This window comes from Mesorhizobium sp. Primo-A, from assembly GCF_003997175.1.
Lineage (GTDB): Bacteria > Pseudomonadota > Alphaproteobacteria > Rhizobiales > Rhizobiaceae > Mesorhizobium > Mesorhizobium ciceri.
The window spans coordinates 212,745-227,802 of record NZ_RZTG01000012.1 but is presented as its reverse complement, the minus strand read 5'-3'; the positions used below and the strand labels follow the sequence as shown (position 1 = coordinate 227,802).

The 15,058-nt window shown below is 62.2% G+C and carries 11 protein-coding genes and 1 tRNA gene; 5 read left to right on the top strand and 7 right to left on the bottom strand.

Annotated elements, in window-relative coordinates:
• Positions 1-561: 561 nt before the first annotated feature.
• Entirely contained in the window at positions 562-2,199 is a 1,638-nt protein-coding gene (locus EOC83_RS22990) for an ABC transporter substrate-binding protein (RefSeq protein ID WP_013532749.1), read from the bottom strand.
• A gap of 128 nt (positions 2,200-2,327) precedes the next feature.
• On the opposite strand from EOC83_RS22990, the gene EOC83_RS22985 reads away from it, so the two are divergent.
• The gene (locus EOC83_RS22985) at positions 2,328-3,227 is read left to right on the top strand and encodes a LysR family transcriptional regulator (RefSeq protein WP_013532748.1); all 900 of its coding nucleotides are present in this window, start codon (positions 2,328-2,330) and stop codon (positions 3,225-3,227) included.
• Between the two features lie 86 nt (positions 3,228-3,313).
• On the opposite strand, the gene EOC83_RS22980 is transcribed toward EOC83_RS22985, so the two are convergent.
• The 4 genes from EOC83_RS22980 to EOC83_RS22965 all read right to left on the bottom strand — a co-directional run bounded on the left by EOC83_RS22980 (position 3,314) and on the right by EOC83_RS22965 (position 7,213).
• On the bottom strand, positions 3,314-4,186 hold the full coding sequence (locus tag EOC83_RS22980; protein WP_164745819.1) for a phytanoyl-CoA dioxygenase family protein: 873 nt from the start codon (positions 4,184-4,186) through the stop codon (positions 3,314-3,316).
• Between the two features lie 168 nt (positions 4,187-4,354).
• Positions 4,355-6,445 (bottom strand): glycosyltransferase family 25 protein, encoded by a 2,091-nt coding sequence (locus EOC83_RS22975; protein WP_013532746.1) that lies wholly within the window; start codon positions 6,443-6,445, stop codon positions 4,355-4,357.
• Positions 6,446-6,666: 221 nt separating this feature from the next.
• Positions 6,667-6,741 (bottom strand) — tRNA-Gln (locus EOC83_RS22970).
• A gap of 127 nt (positions 6,742-6,868) precedes the next feature.
• Positions 6,869-7,213, bottom strand: a complete 345-nt coding sequence (locus EOC83_RS22965) for a VOC family protein (protein ID WP_013532745.1) — start codon at positions 7,211-7,213, stop codon at positions 6,869-6,871.
• Between the two features lie 222 nt (positions 7,214-7,435).
• On the opposite strand from EOC83_RS22965, the gene ppdK reads away from it, so the two are divergent.
• From ppdK to EOC83_RS22950, 3 genes are all read left to right on the top strand, one after another.
• Positions 7,436-10,114: a pyruvate, phosphate dikinase gene (gene ppdK / locus EOC83_RS22960; RefSeq protein WP_013532744.1), complete on the top strand. Its 2,679-nt coding sequence runs from the start codon at positions 7,436-7,438 to the stop codon at positions 10,112-10,114.
• A 118-nt stretch (positions 10,115-10,232) separates the two neighbouring features.
• Positions 10,233-11,336, top strand: coding sequence for a glycosyltransferase family 9 protein (locus EOC83_RS22955; protein ID WP_013532743.1), 1,104 nt, complete (start codon positions 10,233-10,235; stop codon positions 11,334-11,336).
• 168 nt (positions 11,337-11,504) lie between these two features.
• Positions 11,505-12,245 (top strand): polysaccharide deacetylase family protein, encoded by a 741-nt coding sequence (locus EOC83_RS22950; RefSeq protein ID WP_013532742.1) that lies wholly within the window; start codon positions 11,505-11,507, stop codon positions 12,243-12,245.
• Positions 12,246-12,280: 35 nt separating this feature from the next.
• On the opposite strand, the gene EOC83_RS22945 is transcribed toward EOC83_RS22950, so the two are convergent.
• Together EOC83_RS22945 and EOC83_RS22940 are read right to left on the bottom strand one after the other, a co-directional pair.
• A complete protein-coding gene (locus EOC83_RS22945) occupies positions 12,281-12,670 on the bottom strand; it encodes a DUF427 domain-containing protein (protein WP_013532741.1) in 390 nt (129 codons plus the stop codon).
• 147 nt (positions 12,671-12,817) lie between these two features.
• Positions 12,818-13,174, bottom strand: a complete 357-nt coding sequence (locus EOC83_RS22940; protein ID WP_013532740.1) for a hypothetical protein — start codon at positions 13,172-13,174, stop codon at positions 12,818-12,820.
• A gap of 182 nt (positions 13,175-13,356) precedes the next feature.
• Here EOC83_RS22940 and EOC83_RS22935 point away from each other — a divergent pair, with 182 nt between their 5' ends.
• Positions 13,357-14,985, top strand: a complete 1,629-nt coding sequence (locus EOC83_RS22935; protein ID WP_063167687.1) for a fatty-acid--CoA ligase — start codon at positions 13,357-13,359, stop codon at positions 14,983-14,985.
• Positions 14,986-15,058: the final 73 nt, after the last annotated feature.

The following is a 15,058-nucleotide window of genomic DNA, read 5'->3' as shown; positions in this document are numbered from 1 at the left end:
AATTCACTTCAACTGAGCGGCAGAGACCTGTCGAGATCCGGCAATAGCACCCGGTGCGGCAGACCGCTCATGCGGTCGTCTTGCTGCTTCGGGTCCCTCTCGGCACCAAGAGCACGAATTCTCCCGGTTCTCGGGAAGGTCGTTGCCCGGGAAAGCGGGTTTCGCTTCCCCCAGTCAAAAGTAAGCTCCAGCCATGAACCGGAGCTAGATGATGACAGAGGCAGAAACCAGAATGTTTCACACACTTGATGTGCCAGCCGGTCCGGTGTGGCGGCCTGCAATCCCGGCCGACCTGACAAGGCAGGGCATGTGTGGGCGCATCTGCGCATCATGCCCGATACAAAGCCCGCACTGCCCCTCGAACGCCCTTGAGGCCGACGCTTCGGCGCAACGTCCCCGGTGAGCAGGCCAGAGCAATTCTAGGAAAAGTGTGAAGCGGTTTTCCGGCCAAAATTGCCTCAAAACAAAGAGTTAGAGCAGCTCGCCGTTTCCGTGAAACGGTGAACTGCTCTGAGGGCGGCGCCGGAAAATGCGCCGCCCTGTCGGAGGGGTCGTCCGCGATCAGGCGGCGAGCCAGGCCCGTGTGAAATCCTGCTCATAGGCCTGGTGCATCTGGTAGCCCATCAAGGAAGGTTTCATATGGCAGAACAGCTTTCGCCAGTAAGGCTGAACGATGATGCCGGAATCCTGCAGCATGACCTGGAGTTCCTTCATTACCACACGGCGCTGCTCCGGATCGGCGATGGAATTGGCCTTGTGGACCTTGGCATCGAAGTCTGGATCGGCGAACCCCGTCTCGTTCCATGCCGAACCGGTCTGATAGGCAAGCGCATAGGTCTGGATGCCGAGCGGTCGGGCGTTCCAATTGGTCGTCGCGAAGGGATACTTCGTCCAGTGGTTCCAGAACGCCGATTCCGGGATGACGGTGCGTTTCACCTTGAAGCCGGCGTCGCGCATCTGCTGGGCGACGGCATCGGAGCTTTCCTTGCGGTAGTCGGCTTCGACCGAGATCAGATCGAACTCGAAATCGAGCTGGCCGGCTTCCTCGAGCAATGCCCTGGCCCGGGCCGGATCACGTTTGATCGGCGGCAGGTCGGCGTGTTCGGGATGCATCGGTCCGACATGATCGTTCTGCGCGACGATGCCCATGCCGTCGGCGCCCAGTTGCAGCACCGCTTCGTTGTCGACCGCAAGCTGTATGGCGTTGCGCACGCGCTTGTCGTCATAGGGTTTGGCGTTGACGTTGCAGCGCGAGACCAGGGTGGCGGCAGTGACGATCTCGCTTTTCTTCAGGCCCAGCCTGTCGAGCATGGCGACGTCATAGGACTGCGTCTGGCCGTTCAGGTCGATCTCACCGGATTCGAAAGCGGAGACGGTGGCGGCCGAGTCGGTGCCGTAGTCGGTCCAGTCGATGCCGTCGAGGAACACCTCGCCGCCCCACCACGACCCGTCCGGCCGCTTGCGCACCGAGGCAGCAACGCCGACATCGAGTTTTTTAAGCTCGAATGGACCCGTGGAAACGGGGTTGGCCGACAGTGGCGCTGCCTTCGGATTGAACGTGCGGTGGACGATCAATGCCGGGTAGTCGGTCATCGCAGGGATAATGGTGATGTCGGGCTGCGACAGTTTCAGGACCAGGGTGTGGTCGTCGCGAACCTCGATGGCACCAGTGCGCGCCACCTTGGTGTCGGGATCGATCAGGGCGGTCATGCGCCCCGCCATCGAGTTGCCGGCGGCATCCTTCTCACACCAGCGCGTGATGTTGAAGGCGACATCCGTGGCGGTGAAATCGTCGCCGTTCGACCACTTCACCCCTGGGCGCACCTTGAGCACATATTCCGTGGCGTCCGCATTGATCTCCCAGCTCTGCAGCAGCACCGGCTCGAAGGTGAAATCCGGCTTCCAGCGCACCAGCGGTTCGAGAAACTGCATGGCGATGTTGCCCATCTGCGAAACCTTGAACTTGCGCGGGTCTTCCAGCTCCATCACCTGCATGGCAACACGCAGCACGCCGCCCTTTCTGGGTTGGGCGGCTTCCTCGGCCCGCGCCGGAACCGGTTGACCGATGAGCCCATAGGCAATCGCCGTGCTGGCGCCGAAGGCGCTGGCCAACGCCAGGAACTCGCGGCGGCCAAGCGCGCCGCTCTTCGCGCCTTTCGCAAATGTGCCGATCGCCGGATGAAGAGGTCTGGATGTCATATCGGTTCTCCCATTGTTGATTTTACGCCCAAATTCGGTGGAATGCCCTTGCCGCGTCGTTGCTGGGCGCTGTTTTCTACAAGACGCAGCGGATGGCGGCGGGGCCGCGACGGCGAGGGGAAGGCAAGATGAATCTTCTGACGGCGATGCGGGTGTTCGATCGGGTCTGCCTGCTGGGCAGCCTGTCGGCGGCGGCGCGCGATCTCAACATGTCGACGACGGCCGTCAGCCGCACCATCAAGGAACTGGAAGACGACCTCGGCGTCCGGCTCATCAATCGCACCACAAGGCGCCTCAGCCTCACAGAGGCGGGCCGCGACTATGCTCCGCGTGCCCGCATCCTGCTCGACGACATTTCCGAACTGCAGGATTCGACGCGCGGCCTTCACAAGGAGACGCGCGGCCTGATCCGGGTTTCCTGCTCCAATGTTCTGGGCCACACGCGCATAACCAAGCTGGTGCCGAAATTCCTCGAAGAGAACCCGCTCACCACGATCGAGTTCGACCTCACCGCGCGTTATGTCGTCGGCATTGTCGAGGAAGGCTACGATGTCGCCATCCGCTTCGGCGGTCAGGCCGATTCCGCCTTGATTGCCCGCCGGCTTGGGGAAGTTCGCAACTATGTCTGCGCCACGCCCGATTATTGGGACACAAACGGCCGCCCGGTCCACCCGGATGAGCTGGCAAGCCATTCCTGCGTGCTGAGCAATTTCGCCAAGCGGCTTGGCACATGGCCTTTCATCGGACCAGACGGCCCTTTCGATGCGGCTGTCGGCGGGCGCATCTCGACCAACAGCGTCGAGGCCGCCTACCAGATGACCACCGCCGGTTTCGGCATCGGCAATCTGCCCAGCCTGCTGGTCGATGCTGCGATCAGCGACGGCCGGTTGGAAGTGCAGCTGGATGAGTTTCGCCCCGGCTCCAGCCCGATCTACGCACTCTATCCGCACCGCACCTATATTGCGGCCAAGGTGCGCGCGTTCGTCGATTTCCTGATCCGCGAACTGTCGGCCGACTTCACCGCCTGAAATGCTGCCCGATTGCCGGCCAACGCCGTCAGGGGCCTGGCGCGAACGCCAGGCCCCTGCTGCCCCCGTCGCCCGACGCGGCAGCGTCATTTCCACCAGGCGGTGGTGTCGTACATCGGTCCCGGCTCCTCGAAGAGCTTTTCGTATTTGCACAGTGCCGGCGTCTTGCCGAGCGGCACCGAAACACCGTCCCTGAACGCCCATTCGCCACGTTGCGTCGTATCCGCCCGCACATAGCTGGACAGTGCAAAGGCGCGGTCGTGCTGTGACCTGTTGGGCGAGGAGCCGTGCACGGTGAGCAGCCCCCATAAAGCAAGATCGCCCGGCTCCAGCACCAGCGGAACGATGGTCGCCGGGTCGATGCCGACCTTGCGCAACTCTTCTTCGGCGGTCAGACCCTTCATCAGCTCGCCGGTTCCCTCGTCCGACAGGCCGAGATAGCCGAGCTTGTGGCTGCCGGGCACGACCTGAAGACAGCCATTGTCCAGCGTCGCCCGATCGACCGCGAGGCCTGTTGTCACGGTGGCGTCGGCGACATTGTCGAAGGCGGCCTGGTTACGGAAGCGCAGATCCTGGTGGAAGCGATAACCCGTGACATTGGCGCCGGGCGGCTTCCAGTGCAGCTGTTGGGCGATCTGTTTTATGTCGCGGCCGATCAGACCCTCGAGCAGCTTCAGATAGTCGGGATTGCGGCGGAACTGCTCGAAATAGGAATTGATCCAGGAAAACCAGTAAGCCTGCAGCACATATCGTTGGCCAAAGTCCGATTCAGGCAGGATCTGGAAATTCAGGTTGCCGTGCCGGAAAGTGGCGTGATGCTTGAGGCCATCGGCATAGACCGCATCGGTTTCCTTCTTCAGCCGGATCATCTCGTCGCCGTCGACGAATTGTCGAACGACCGCATATCCTTCCTCGCGGTACTGCTCCACCGCTTCGCGTGCCTGCCTGTCCGTCAGCATATCCGTGACAACCCCCGTCTGTGATCTGTGTCGATCGTAACAAACGGGTTGCCGGCGATAAGCCGTGGATTTTGGCATCGACTTTCCCGATTATCGGGAAATTGAGCGGGGCCTCAAAGGTGCATTGGCCGCAACCGGCTGATCAGATACGTGCTGCGCCGGCAGGCCCTAAAAATAGGTTCGCGGCGCGACAAGGTTCTTCTGCTGGCGAACATAAAAACAATAGAAGCCGAACGCCGCGGCAAACCACATGAAGGCCTCACCCATGGCCAGCCGGTTGTTGGAATTGGTAAGGATGCTGAGGGCGAAGAAAACCAGTGTGGAGATGTAACAGGACCATGCGGCCGGAGCGACAAGCTTGGCTCGCATGGCCAGCAGAACCTGCCTGGCCGACCAGGTGTAGAGAAAGGCAAAGAACGCCAGTCCGACCACACCATAGCGCACGACAATTTCCAGATAACCATTGTGGAAGACGTTTAAGATCATGGGATGATAGGTTCTGTTCTCCCACTCGGTCAGCCAGCTGGAACTGGCTCCGAAGATCGGGTGGCGTTTCCAGATATCGATCGCATCCGCCCACAGCATCAGCCTTTCCTTGGCTGCAAGCGGAACCGCATCGCTCGCGATGGCGCGGTCGAATGCGGGAAGGACGCCATGCCTGAACACATCCGGAACCAGGGTTTTGACGAAGGTCATGGTGTCGCCGGCGGTGGACGAGAAGATGTTGTGTGTTGCGACAATGCCGGCCGCCACGATCGCCAGCACGCCACCCGAAACCAACAGTTCGCGGCGATGGCCTCTCGCCAGGGTCATGACCGTCAACAGGAGCAGCGCAAGCGCAAGCGCAAGCCACACGCCCTTTGACCGCATCTCGATGATATTGACGACGGCAAGCAGCAGGACGGCTGTCGACAGCGCCCAATAAAGGTTCTTGGTTGCTTTCCCGAGGTCCGTTCTCTGGGCCGTGTAAGCCATGAATTGCAGCGTGCAGAGGAAGATGAAACCGGCCGCCACCGACGCGTGGATGGGATTGTTGAAAAGCCACGGGGCCGGTTGGATATCCTGAAACATGTTCGAACAGGCGGTGTCCGCCGCCAGGAAGACAAGACTGAGGATCATGAACCAGAGGACCAGCCGTGCGGGCTGCCTGACAAACAGCAGAAAGGCGAATCCGGTCGTCGCATAGAACAGCGGAAACATGTAAATGCCTTCGGCGCCACCCAACTGGTGGGTGCCGAAATAGACGATCGCCAGTCGGATGAAGACATAGAGCGACCAGCCCAGACACAGGAAGCCGACCCAACCGATCAGTGGTTTGCTGTAGGTCCACAAATCCACCCTGAACCAGCGGATGACCGCGACCAGGGCCAGCGCCAGGCCCGCATAGCGGTAGGTGTCTGCCTCGCGCCACACCGCGGAAACCATGGCGAGAACGGCGAGTGCCGCAAGCAACAGAAGCAAGGTGTGGCGCGGCGCGTTGTCCTTGGCATAGTCCAGGGTATCTCGCGGCAAAGGGGGCCGCAGCAGGACGTGATGCAGGCGGCGCAGCTCGTCACTGGCCCGCAACACCCCGGCACGTAGCCGGCTCGGCCCCCCCAACCTTGCGGATTTGTAGCTTCCCGAGGGACCGGCTATGCCGGAGATCTCGCTGCTGGCGGCGAAGCCAAGCACGTTTTGGCGGGCCGAATAGACCTTCAGACCGGTATCCCAAAAGCGTTCGAGCGCGACGTCCCATGGCATTTTCATGACGGCGAGCGCCGACAACAGACCCTGCGCGCCCTCCCGCGTCACCAGATAGGCGGCGGCCGAGCCTTGCGGGCCATGCAGCGCACGACCGATCTCGTCGCCTTCCGCCGTCTCGACGGCGCGCATGAAGAAGCTGATGCGATGGTTGATCAGTTTGATGACGTCGAAATCCGGCACCGCCGCGATGACGGCCTCGATGCGCCGCATGGTGTCTTCGCTGAAGAGGACGTCGTCCTCGACGATCAGGCCATGGGCGCTGCCACCGGCCACGAACGTTTCCAGCGCCTGGATATGGCTGCGGTAACAGGCATATTCGCCGGAAAGGATGTCGCGCCCGCTCAGCTTGCGTGCGGCTGGCAGATCGATCTCCGTCCAGGCCTCTTTGGCAAGCGCATGGCCGTCGACGGCGGCAATGCGCTGCAAGGTCAGGCCTGCCGCTTCGGCGCTGGCGAGCAATTCGCTCCAGCGCTGGGTCTCGCGATCGAGGTTGATGGCGAAGATAGGAAGGTTCATTGAAGTTCCATGTTGAGCCGCCACCCACCCGGCCGACCTATGTATGGAAAGAAGGAGATGTTCAAGGCGACACTATCCAGATCATGTGCAAGACCTGAATTTGCCGCGACGGCTTTGGCTCATCTGAATTTATGACACAATCGAACTGTTAGCCGATCGGCTTCATGGAAGATCGCAAAGGTACTCTCGGTCCTAAGTGTCCGGAACGGACCTGAGCGGGATGGCTGGGGCGCCAGGATTCGAACCTGGGAATGTCGGTACCAAAAACCGATGCCTTACCACTTGGCGACGCCCCAATTGCCGTCAGAGTCGCTTGTGCGGCGCGTTATTAGCAGAGCAGCCAAAAAGCACAATGCCCCATGAATGGTGGTGAGAACGCCTGTTTGGGCAGCAAAAGCAACGCCACCAGACGGCACCAGCTGGCTATTCGGACCACACCGCCATCTCGTTGCCGGCCGGATCGGCAAAGTGGAAACGGCGGCCGCCAGGGAACGCGAAGATCGGTTTGACGACCGTGCCGCCGGCGTTTTCGACAGCCTCGAGGGTCGCCTCCAGATCCCTGCTGTACAGCACCGGCAGCGGCTTCGATGGCGCTTCGGCGGCGTCGGCCTGAAAACCCCCGTCCAGGCCTTCGGCAAAGGCCGAATAGGTCGGCCCATAGTCAGTGAACGACCAGGCAAAGGCGGAACTGTAGAAGGCCTTCAGCCGGTCCAGCGTTCCGCCCGTAGCCGGCATTTCCAGATAGTCGAGTTTTCCGGACAGTTTCATAGCCACCTCTTTGTTCACTGTATGTTCTACTCCAGAATCCCCGGCATAGCAAACCTTTTTGCCGCATCCTGAGGCACGGCTTTGCTTAATCGATTGTAGTGGCCGGGCGGCTTTGCCGACGCCTTGCCTTTCGCACTGCAGCATCATATCGCTCCAAGGGCGGACCGGCGGAACTTTCCGTTTCGCCAATCTTTCCAATCTCCTGCAACCGGAGAGCGATGCATGACCAAATGGGTTTTCACCTTTGGCGATGGTGCGGCGGAGGGCCGTGCCAGCGACAAGAATCTCCTGGGCGGCAAAGGCGCCAACCTAGCCGAGATGTGCAGCCTGGGGCTGCCGGTGCCGCCGGGCTTCACCATCACCACGGAGGTCTGCAACGCCTACTACGCCAACGGCCGTATTTATCCGGCCGGGTTGGAAGCCGATGTCGCGGTCGCGCTCGATCACATCGGCCGGCTGACCGGTCGTCGGTTCGGCGACCCGTCGAAACTGCTGCTGGTGTCGGTGCGTTCTGGCGCTCGCGCCTCGATGCCCGGCATGATGGACACCGTCCTCAATCTCGGCCTGAACGACGAGACGGTCGAGGCGCTGGCCGCCGATTCCGGCGATGCGCGCTTTGCCTATGACAGCTACCGCCGCTTCATCCAGATGTATTCCGATGTCGTCATGGGTCTCGACCACGAAGTGTTCGAGGAAATCCTGGAGGACCAGAAGGGCGGGCTCGGGCACGAGCTCGACACCGAACTGACGGCGCTCGAATGGCAGGGCGTCATCGCGCTCTACAAGGCCAAAGTCGAGGAAGAGCTTGGCAGGCCGTTTCCGCAGGATCCGCATGAGCAGCTCTGGGGCGCGATATCAGCCGTGTTCTCGAGCTGGATGAACAACCGCGCCATCACCTATCGCCGCCTGCACGATATTCCCGAAAGCTGGGGCACGGCGGTCAACGTCCAGGCCATGGTGTTCGGCAATATGGGCGAAACCTCGGCCACCGGCGTTGCCTTCACGCGCAACCCATCGACCGGCGAAAAGATGCTCTATGGCGAGTTCCTGGTGAACGCGCAGGGCGAGGACGTCGTTGCCGGCATCCGCACGCCGCAGAACATCACCGAAGCGGCGCGTATCGCAGCAGGCTCGGACAAGCCGTCGCTGCAGAAGCTGATGCCTGACGCGTTCCAGTCCTTCGTCACCATCTCCGATAGTCTGGAGAAGCACTACCGCGACATGCAGGATCTCGAATTCACCATCGAGCGCGGCAAATTGTGGATGCTGCAGACCCGCTCCGGCAAGCGCACCGCCAAGGCGGCGCTGAAAATTGCCGTCGAGATGGCGCGCGACAGGCTCATCACGAAAGAGGAAGCCGTTGCCCGTATCGACCCGGCCTCGCTCGACCAGTTGCTGCATCCCACCATCGACCCCAAGGCCGCGCGCGACGTCATCGGCATCGGACTGCCGGCCTCGCCCGGTGCCGCTACCGGCGAGATCGTCTTTTCCTCAGCTGACGCCGAGGACTTGAAGACACAAGGGCGCAAGGCGATCCTAGTGCGCATCGAGACCAGTCCCGAAGACATCCACGGCATGCATGCGGCGGAAGGCATCCTGACCACGCGCGGCGGCATGACCAGCCACGCCGCGGTGGTGGCGCGCGGCATGGGCAAGCCTTGCGTCTCGGGTGCCGGCTCGCTGCGCGTCGACTATAGGGCCGGCACGCTGCTCTCGATGGGGCAGACCTTCCGCAAAGGCGACATCATCACCATCGATGGCGGCAACGGCCAGGTGCTGAAGGGCGCGGTTGCCATGCTGCAGCCTGAACTGTCAGGCGATTTTGCCGCCATCATGGAATGGGCGGACGCGGTGCGGCGCATGAAGGTGCGCACCAATGCCGAAACACCGCTCGATGCGCGCATGGCGCGCTCCTTCGGCGCCGAAGGCATCGGGCTTTGCCGCACGGAGCACATGTTCTTCGACGGCGACCGCATCGTCGCCATGCGCGAGATGATCCTGGCCGACACCGAAAAGGACCGGCGCGCCGCACTCGCCAAGCTTCTGCCCATGCAGCGCTCGGATTTCCTCGAACTGTTCGAGATCATGGCCGGCCTGCCGGTGACGATCCGACTGCTCGATCCGCCGCTGCACGAATTCCTCCCCAAGACCGAGGCTGAAATCGCCGAGGTCGCCGCCGCCATGAACGTGTCGCCCGACAAGCTCAGGCAGCGCACCGAGGCACTGCACGAGTTCAACCCGATGCTCGGCCATCGTGGCTGCCGCCTGGCCGTCTCCTACCCCGAGATCGCCGAGATGCAGGCACGGGCCATTTTCGAGGCGGCCGTGGAGGCCGGCAGGAAGGCCGGCGCCCTGGTGGTCCCCGAGATCATGGTGCCGCTCGTCGGCCTGGTGAAGGAACTCGACTACGTCAAGGCGCGCATCGATGCGGTTGCCAAGAGCGTCATGGAGGAAACCGGGGTCAAGATCGACTATCTCACTGGCACGATGATCGAGCTTCCCCGCGCCGCCATCCGCGCGCATGTCATTGCAGAATCAGCCGAATTCTTCTCCTTCGGCACCAACGACCTGACCCAGACGACCTTCGGCATCTCGCGCGACGATGCGGCCTCGTTCCTGGAAACCTACCGCCAGAAGGGCATTATCGATCAGGACCCGTTCGTCTCGCTCGACATCGAGGGCGTCGGCGAACTGGTGCGCATGGCCGCGCAAAAGGGCAAGGCGACGCGGCCCGACATCAAGCTCGGCATCTGCGGCGAACATGGCGGCGATCCGGCCTCGATCCGCTTTTGCGAAGAGGTCGGCCTCGACTACGTGTCCTGTTCGCCCTATCGCGTGCCGATCGCCAGGCTGGCGGCAGCGCAGGCAGCGGTGCTGGTTGCGAAAACAGGCCGCGGATAGGATCCATCCAGCTTACCGTTTTGTAAGACAATTCACGCGAACGTGCTGGCCGCGCCGCGTAATCTCGACATTGTTCCTGCCCAATTTGCGGCCATCCGCAAATTGCTCCCGGAAACAGATGCTGCAGATCTCTCCCGCGCCGCTCCGCTCGATCCTGGTCATTCAAACCAAGTTCATAGGAGATCTCGTCCTCGCCTCGGCGCTCGCCAAGAACCTGCGGCTCGAATTCCCCGGCGCCAGCATCGTCTTTCTGTGCGAGGCCCGCTTCGAGAGCTTCGTGATCGCCCATGGTATCGCTTCCGAGGTGGTCGCATTCAGGCGCGACCGCATGCGCGGCACGCCCTTGGAGCGCGGGAAGGAGCTCTACGCCATGGTGCGGGCGTTGCGCCGCTTCCGCTTCGACCTGACCATCGACCTGACCGATTCGAAGACGTCGCGCATCCTCACCGGGCTCGTCCACGCAAAGACCCGTGTCGGATACAATCCCTCCGAAAGACCCTTGCGTATGCTGGAGCGGCAGCCCGCCAACGTCCTTGCCAAGCCCTACGGCTTTGATGGCCAGCATTTCCTGTACCGCTACCTCTCGCCGCTCGAAGCGCTCGGCATTGAACTTCGCACGGTGATTCCGAACCTTCAGCCGCTGCCATTGGAGATGGCGAAAGCATTGGCGCTCCTGGATAAACACCATCTGCGGCCAAATGCCTTCATCGCCGTGCATGCGGGTGCAAGCTTCGAGGGGCGACGTTGGCAGCCGGAGCGGTTTGCAGCAGCGATCGTCGAGATTGCCGGCGAGACCGGCCTGGACGTCGTCCTGGTGGGCGGCCCGGACGAGCGCGAGATCGCCGAACGCATCGTCGCCAGGACCGCGCCGCCGGTCGTCAATCTCGTCGGTGACCTGTCGCTTGAAAGCCTGCTGGCGGTGCTGAAACAGGCCCGGCTGTTTCTCGGCAATGAGAGCGGCCCGATGCACATGGCGGCAGCCACTGGGACCCCGGTTGTCGGGCTGTTCGGTCTGACGGAGCCGTCGCGCTGGGGTCCCGTCGGCGTGCCCAGCATCTCGCTCCAGCCGCCGATGCCTTGCGCCTGCATGGCCGAGGACCTTTGCCGCGCGCCGGATCCCAGCAAGGCATGCTGCGTCTGGGGCCTGGAAGTCAAGCCGGTGGTCGACGCGGTGCGCGAGGTTCTTTCGCGCACCGAAATGCAGCTGGAATGCGTCATCTGAGATCATGGGTCGCATGCACGACTCTCGACGCGGTGGAATGACCCCTTCGCCACAGGCACGGTCACATTGTCGCGTGGAGCGCTTTTCTGCTATGCATCATCCTGATTTCCGCCTTCATGCGGGTCTTTGGGATGCCTGCTTGAAATGACGGGTCAGGAAATCGGTTTGATGCGCCTGCTGCAAAAAAATCTCTGGATGATCGCCATGTCGTTGGCGATGGCATCCGCCGGCCATGCCGCGCCGCTCGTCGAGCCGACGCTGCACATCAGGCCGCAGGCGAGCGGCGCCGGCCGTGTGGCACTCACGCTCGATGCCTGCGGCGGACAGACCGACAGCCGGATCCTTTCGGCGCTGGTGGACAACAAGATCCCCGCCACCATTTTCGTGACCGGCATCTGGCTGAAGCGAAACGCCGCCGCCGTCGAGATCATGCGGGCGCATCCCGATCTGTTCGAACTGGAAAATCACGGCGGTCACCACATCCCGGCGGTCGACACGCCGCGGAAAATCTACGGCATCCGCAGCGCCGGCAGCCCGGATGCGGTGCTGGCCGAGGTCGAATCGGGGGCCGCCGCTCTTGCCGGGACCGGCGAGCCGGCGCCGAAATGGTTTCGTGGCGCAACCGCCGAATACAGCCCGTCGGCAATCGCCATGATCCGCAAGCTTGGCTTCAAGGTCGCGGGATTCTCGATAAACGGCGACGGCGGCTCCTTGCTCGGCGCCAAGGAAACCGCGCGGCGCATCGCGGCGGCCAAGGACGGCGACGTCATTATCTCGCATATCAACCAGCCGACCCATGCGGCAGGCGAAGGCGTGGTGCAGGGGCTGCTGGCGCTCAAGGCCAAGGGCTTGACCTTTGTGCGGCTCGACGATGCCGAGGGCATCGGCAATAACGGCACCACGGAGTGAGTGGCCAGCCGAGCGTATCCCGCTTCGGCGTTGGCTCAGTCCGGTTTGGCTTCGATCGTGACCTTGCTGGCGTAGAATGCGCCGTGGTTGCCGATTTCAGCCATCTCGTCGAAAGGCCGTTCATAGGCCCACATGGCGTTCTGGCCGGTCTCGCCGGCAGGCAGCACGCTCCAATAGCTTGCATCGCCCTTGTAGGGGCAATGGGTCGAGTGGTCGGTGCGGCCAAGCTTGCCGAAATCGATGTCGGCGAACGGAATGTAGAAGGCCGCCGGATAGGGAGCTTCGGTCAGCACCTTGGCCTTCGCTGTTGAAGCGATGACCACGTCTCCGGCGCGCACGGTAACGGTGCCGGCATAGGGCTCGATGGTGATGATTTTGTCCGGGTTGCGTTGGAAACCGGGTGCGGGGTTGGCGATCTGATCCATGCGGCGGCTCTCCTTGCGTCGACTTTGAGATGTGTCGCGCAAACGCATTGTTCAAGGCCTGCCGTCGCCATGCAACACGCAAACACCTGCCCAGGCCGGCACTGCCGGATCGCGCCTCCGAATATCCTCGATACTTGTCGTCAGCTGTCAGGCAGCGGCCTTGAACACGTCCATGAGACCCGCATAGGCGGCAGCAATACCGGCGACCGGGTTGCTGCTTCTCGATACGGTCTCGACCTTCAGGGAACCACCGCCGGTCGGCAAGGTGAGCAGCAGGAACTGGCGGTTTCCGCCATCGCCGACTGACGCGGCTGCGACGTGCTGGTCCTCGCCCTGGTTCTGGACGCACATCTTGAACAGCAACGTGCCGCCGACCGCTTCCAGCGCGCCGCCGACAACTTCAACAAATTCATCTTCGGAAACAGTCTTTGTGTCCGGCACCAGATCGGCCAGACTTTCGGCAAGCGTACTCTCGAGAGCCTTGTCGTCGAGCTGCGCGTCCATGCGAACCTCTTTCAGTCGCCAATCGCACCCCTTTGCCCGTTAACGAAGCTTAACGCCGACGATGGCCGGATTGTGGCGGTTGTTCCCAATGCAGTGCTCGGCCGTATTGGCGGCTGGACAATCCGTCGGTTCGCTCCACAATGGGACAAAAAGCACAACGCAAAAGCGTGAGGGAGGACCGAATGCTGGGACTGATGCAGGAATGGCCGCTGCTTTGCCATAAGCTCATCGACAATGCCGAGCGGCAGCATGGCATGCGCGAGATCGTGTCACGCTCGATCGAAGGGCCGATCGTGCGCACCACCTACGCCGACATCCATCGTCGCGCCCTGAAGGTCGCCCAGCGGCTGGAGCGCGACGGCTATGGGTTGGGCGACCGCATCGCGACGCTGGCCTGGAACACCGCCCGCCACATCGAGGCCTGGTACGGCATCATGGGCATCGGCGCCATCTACCACACGCTCAATCCGCGGCTGTTTCCCGAGCAGATCGTCTGGATCATGAACCATGCCGAGGACAAGGCAGTCTTCGTCGACCTGACTTTCGTGCCGCTGCTCGAGAAGATCGCCGGCGCCGTCAAGTCGCTGAAACAGGTGATCGTGCTGACCGACAAGGCACACATGCCGCAGACGACGTTGCCCAATGTGGTCGCCTATGAAGAGTGGCTTGACGAGGCGGATGGCGACTTCGCCTGGAAGACCTTCGACGAAAGCACCGCCGCAGGCATGTGTTACACCTCCGGGACCACGGGCGATCCCAAGGGCGTCGTCTACAGCCACCGTTCGAACGTGCTGCACGCCATGATCGCCGCCATGCCCGACGCCATGGGGTTGTCGTCGCGCGACACGATCCTGCCTGTCGTGCCGATGTTTCACGCCAATGCCTGGGGCCTTGGCCAGAGCGGGCCGATGATCGGCGCCAAGCTGGTCATGCCCGGCTGCAAGATGGACGGCGCCTCGATCTATGAACTGCTCGATACCGAGAAGGTGACCTTCAGTGCGGCCGTGCCGACCGTCTGGATGATGCTGCTGCAGCATCTGGAGGAGACCGGCAAGAAGCTTCCCTATCTCAATAAGGTCGTCATCGGCGGCTCGTCCTGCCCGCGCGCGATCATGACGAAGTTTCAGCAGAACTACGATGTCCAGGTCATCCATGCCTGGGGCATGACCGAAATGTCGCCGCTCGGCACGCTGTGCACCCTGAAGCCGGACTATGCTGGTCTTGAGGGCGAAGCCCGGCTCGATGTCCAGCAGAAACAGGGCTATCCGCCGTTCGGCGTCGAAATGAAGGTGACCGACGACGACAACAATGCGCAACCCTGGGACGGCAAGACATTTGGCCGCCTGAAAGTGCGTGGGCCGGCCGTTGCCCGTGCCTATTATGGCGGCGCCGGCGTGGAGCAGTTCGACGGGGACGGCTGGTTCGATACCGGCGACGTCGCCCACATCGACGCGGGCGGCTATATGCAGATCACCGATCGTGCCAAGGACGTCATCAAGTCCGGCGGCGAATGGATTTCGACCATCGACCTCGAGAACCTGGCTGTCGGTCACCCCGATGTCGCCGAGGCGGCAGCCATCGGCGTCCACCATTCGAAATGGGGCGAACGGCCGCTGCTGGTCGTCGTCCGCAAACCGGGCAAGGAACCGAGCAAGGCTGATATTCTCGACTTCATGGACGGCAAGGTGGCCAAATGGTGGATGCCGGACGATGTCGCCTTCGTCGGTGAAATTCCGCACACCGCCACCGGCAAGATCCAGAAGATCACCTTGCGCCAGCAGTTCAAGGATTATCGCCTGCCGACGGATTGACGCGATGTCGCATGTTTCGGCTTCATGGCATCGCAAAAAGGTTCTAAGTCTCCGTTCGGGTTGGGGTGGTGCG

What these genes read in the sequence shown, in the direction of transcription:
- EOC83_RS22990 (WP_013532749.1), bottom strand. Translation starts at nt 2,199, where the DNA reads ATGACATCCAGACCTCTTCATCCGGCGATCGGCACATTTGCGAAAGGC.
- EOC83_RS22985 (WP_013532748.1), top strand. Translation starts at nt 2,328, where the DNA reads ATGAATCTTCTGACGGCGATGCGGGTGTTCGATCGGGTCTGCCTGCTG.
- EOC83_RS22980 (WP_164745819.1), bottom strand. Translation starts at nt 4,186, where the DNA reads ATGCTGACGGACAGGCAGGCACGCGAAGCGGTGGAGCAGTACCGCGAG.
- EOC83_RS22975 (WP_013532746.1), bottom strand. Translation starts at nt 6,445, where the DNA reads ATGAACCTTCCTATCTTCGCCATCAACCTCGATCGCGAGACCCAGCGC.
- EOC83_RS22965 (WP_013532745.1), bottom strand. Translation starts at nt 7,213, where the DNA reads ATGAAACTGTCCGGAAAACTCGACTATCTGGAAATGCCGGCTACGGGC.
- ppdK (WP_013532744.1), top strand. Translation starts at nt 7,436, where the DNA reads ATGACCAAATGGGTTTTCACCTTTGGCGATGGTGCGGCGGAGGGCCGT.
- EOC83_RS22955 (WP_013532743.1), top strand. Translation starts at nt 10,233, where the DNA reads ATGCTGCAGATCTCTCCCGCGCCGCTCCGCTCGATCCTGGTCATTCAA.
- EOC83_RS22950 (WP_013532742.1), top strand. Translation starts at nt 11,505, where the DNA reads ATGCGCCTGCTGCAAAAAAATCTCTGGATGATCGCCATGTCGTTGGCG.
- EOC83_RS22945 (WP_013532741.1), bottom strand. Translation starts at nt 12,670, where the DNA reads ATGGATCAGATCGCCAACCCCGCACCCGGTTTCCAACGCAACCCGGAC.
- EOC83_RS22940 (WP_013532740.1), bottom strand. Translation starts at nt 13,174, where the DNA reads ATGGACGCGCAGCTCGACGACAAGGCTCTCGAGAGTACGCTTGCCGAA.
- EOC83_RS22935 (WP_063167687.1), top strand. Translation starts at nt 13,357, where the DNA reads ATGCTGGGACTGATGCAGGAATGGCCGCTGCTTTGCCATAAGCTCATC.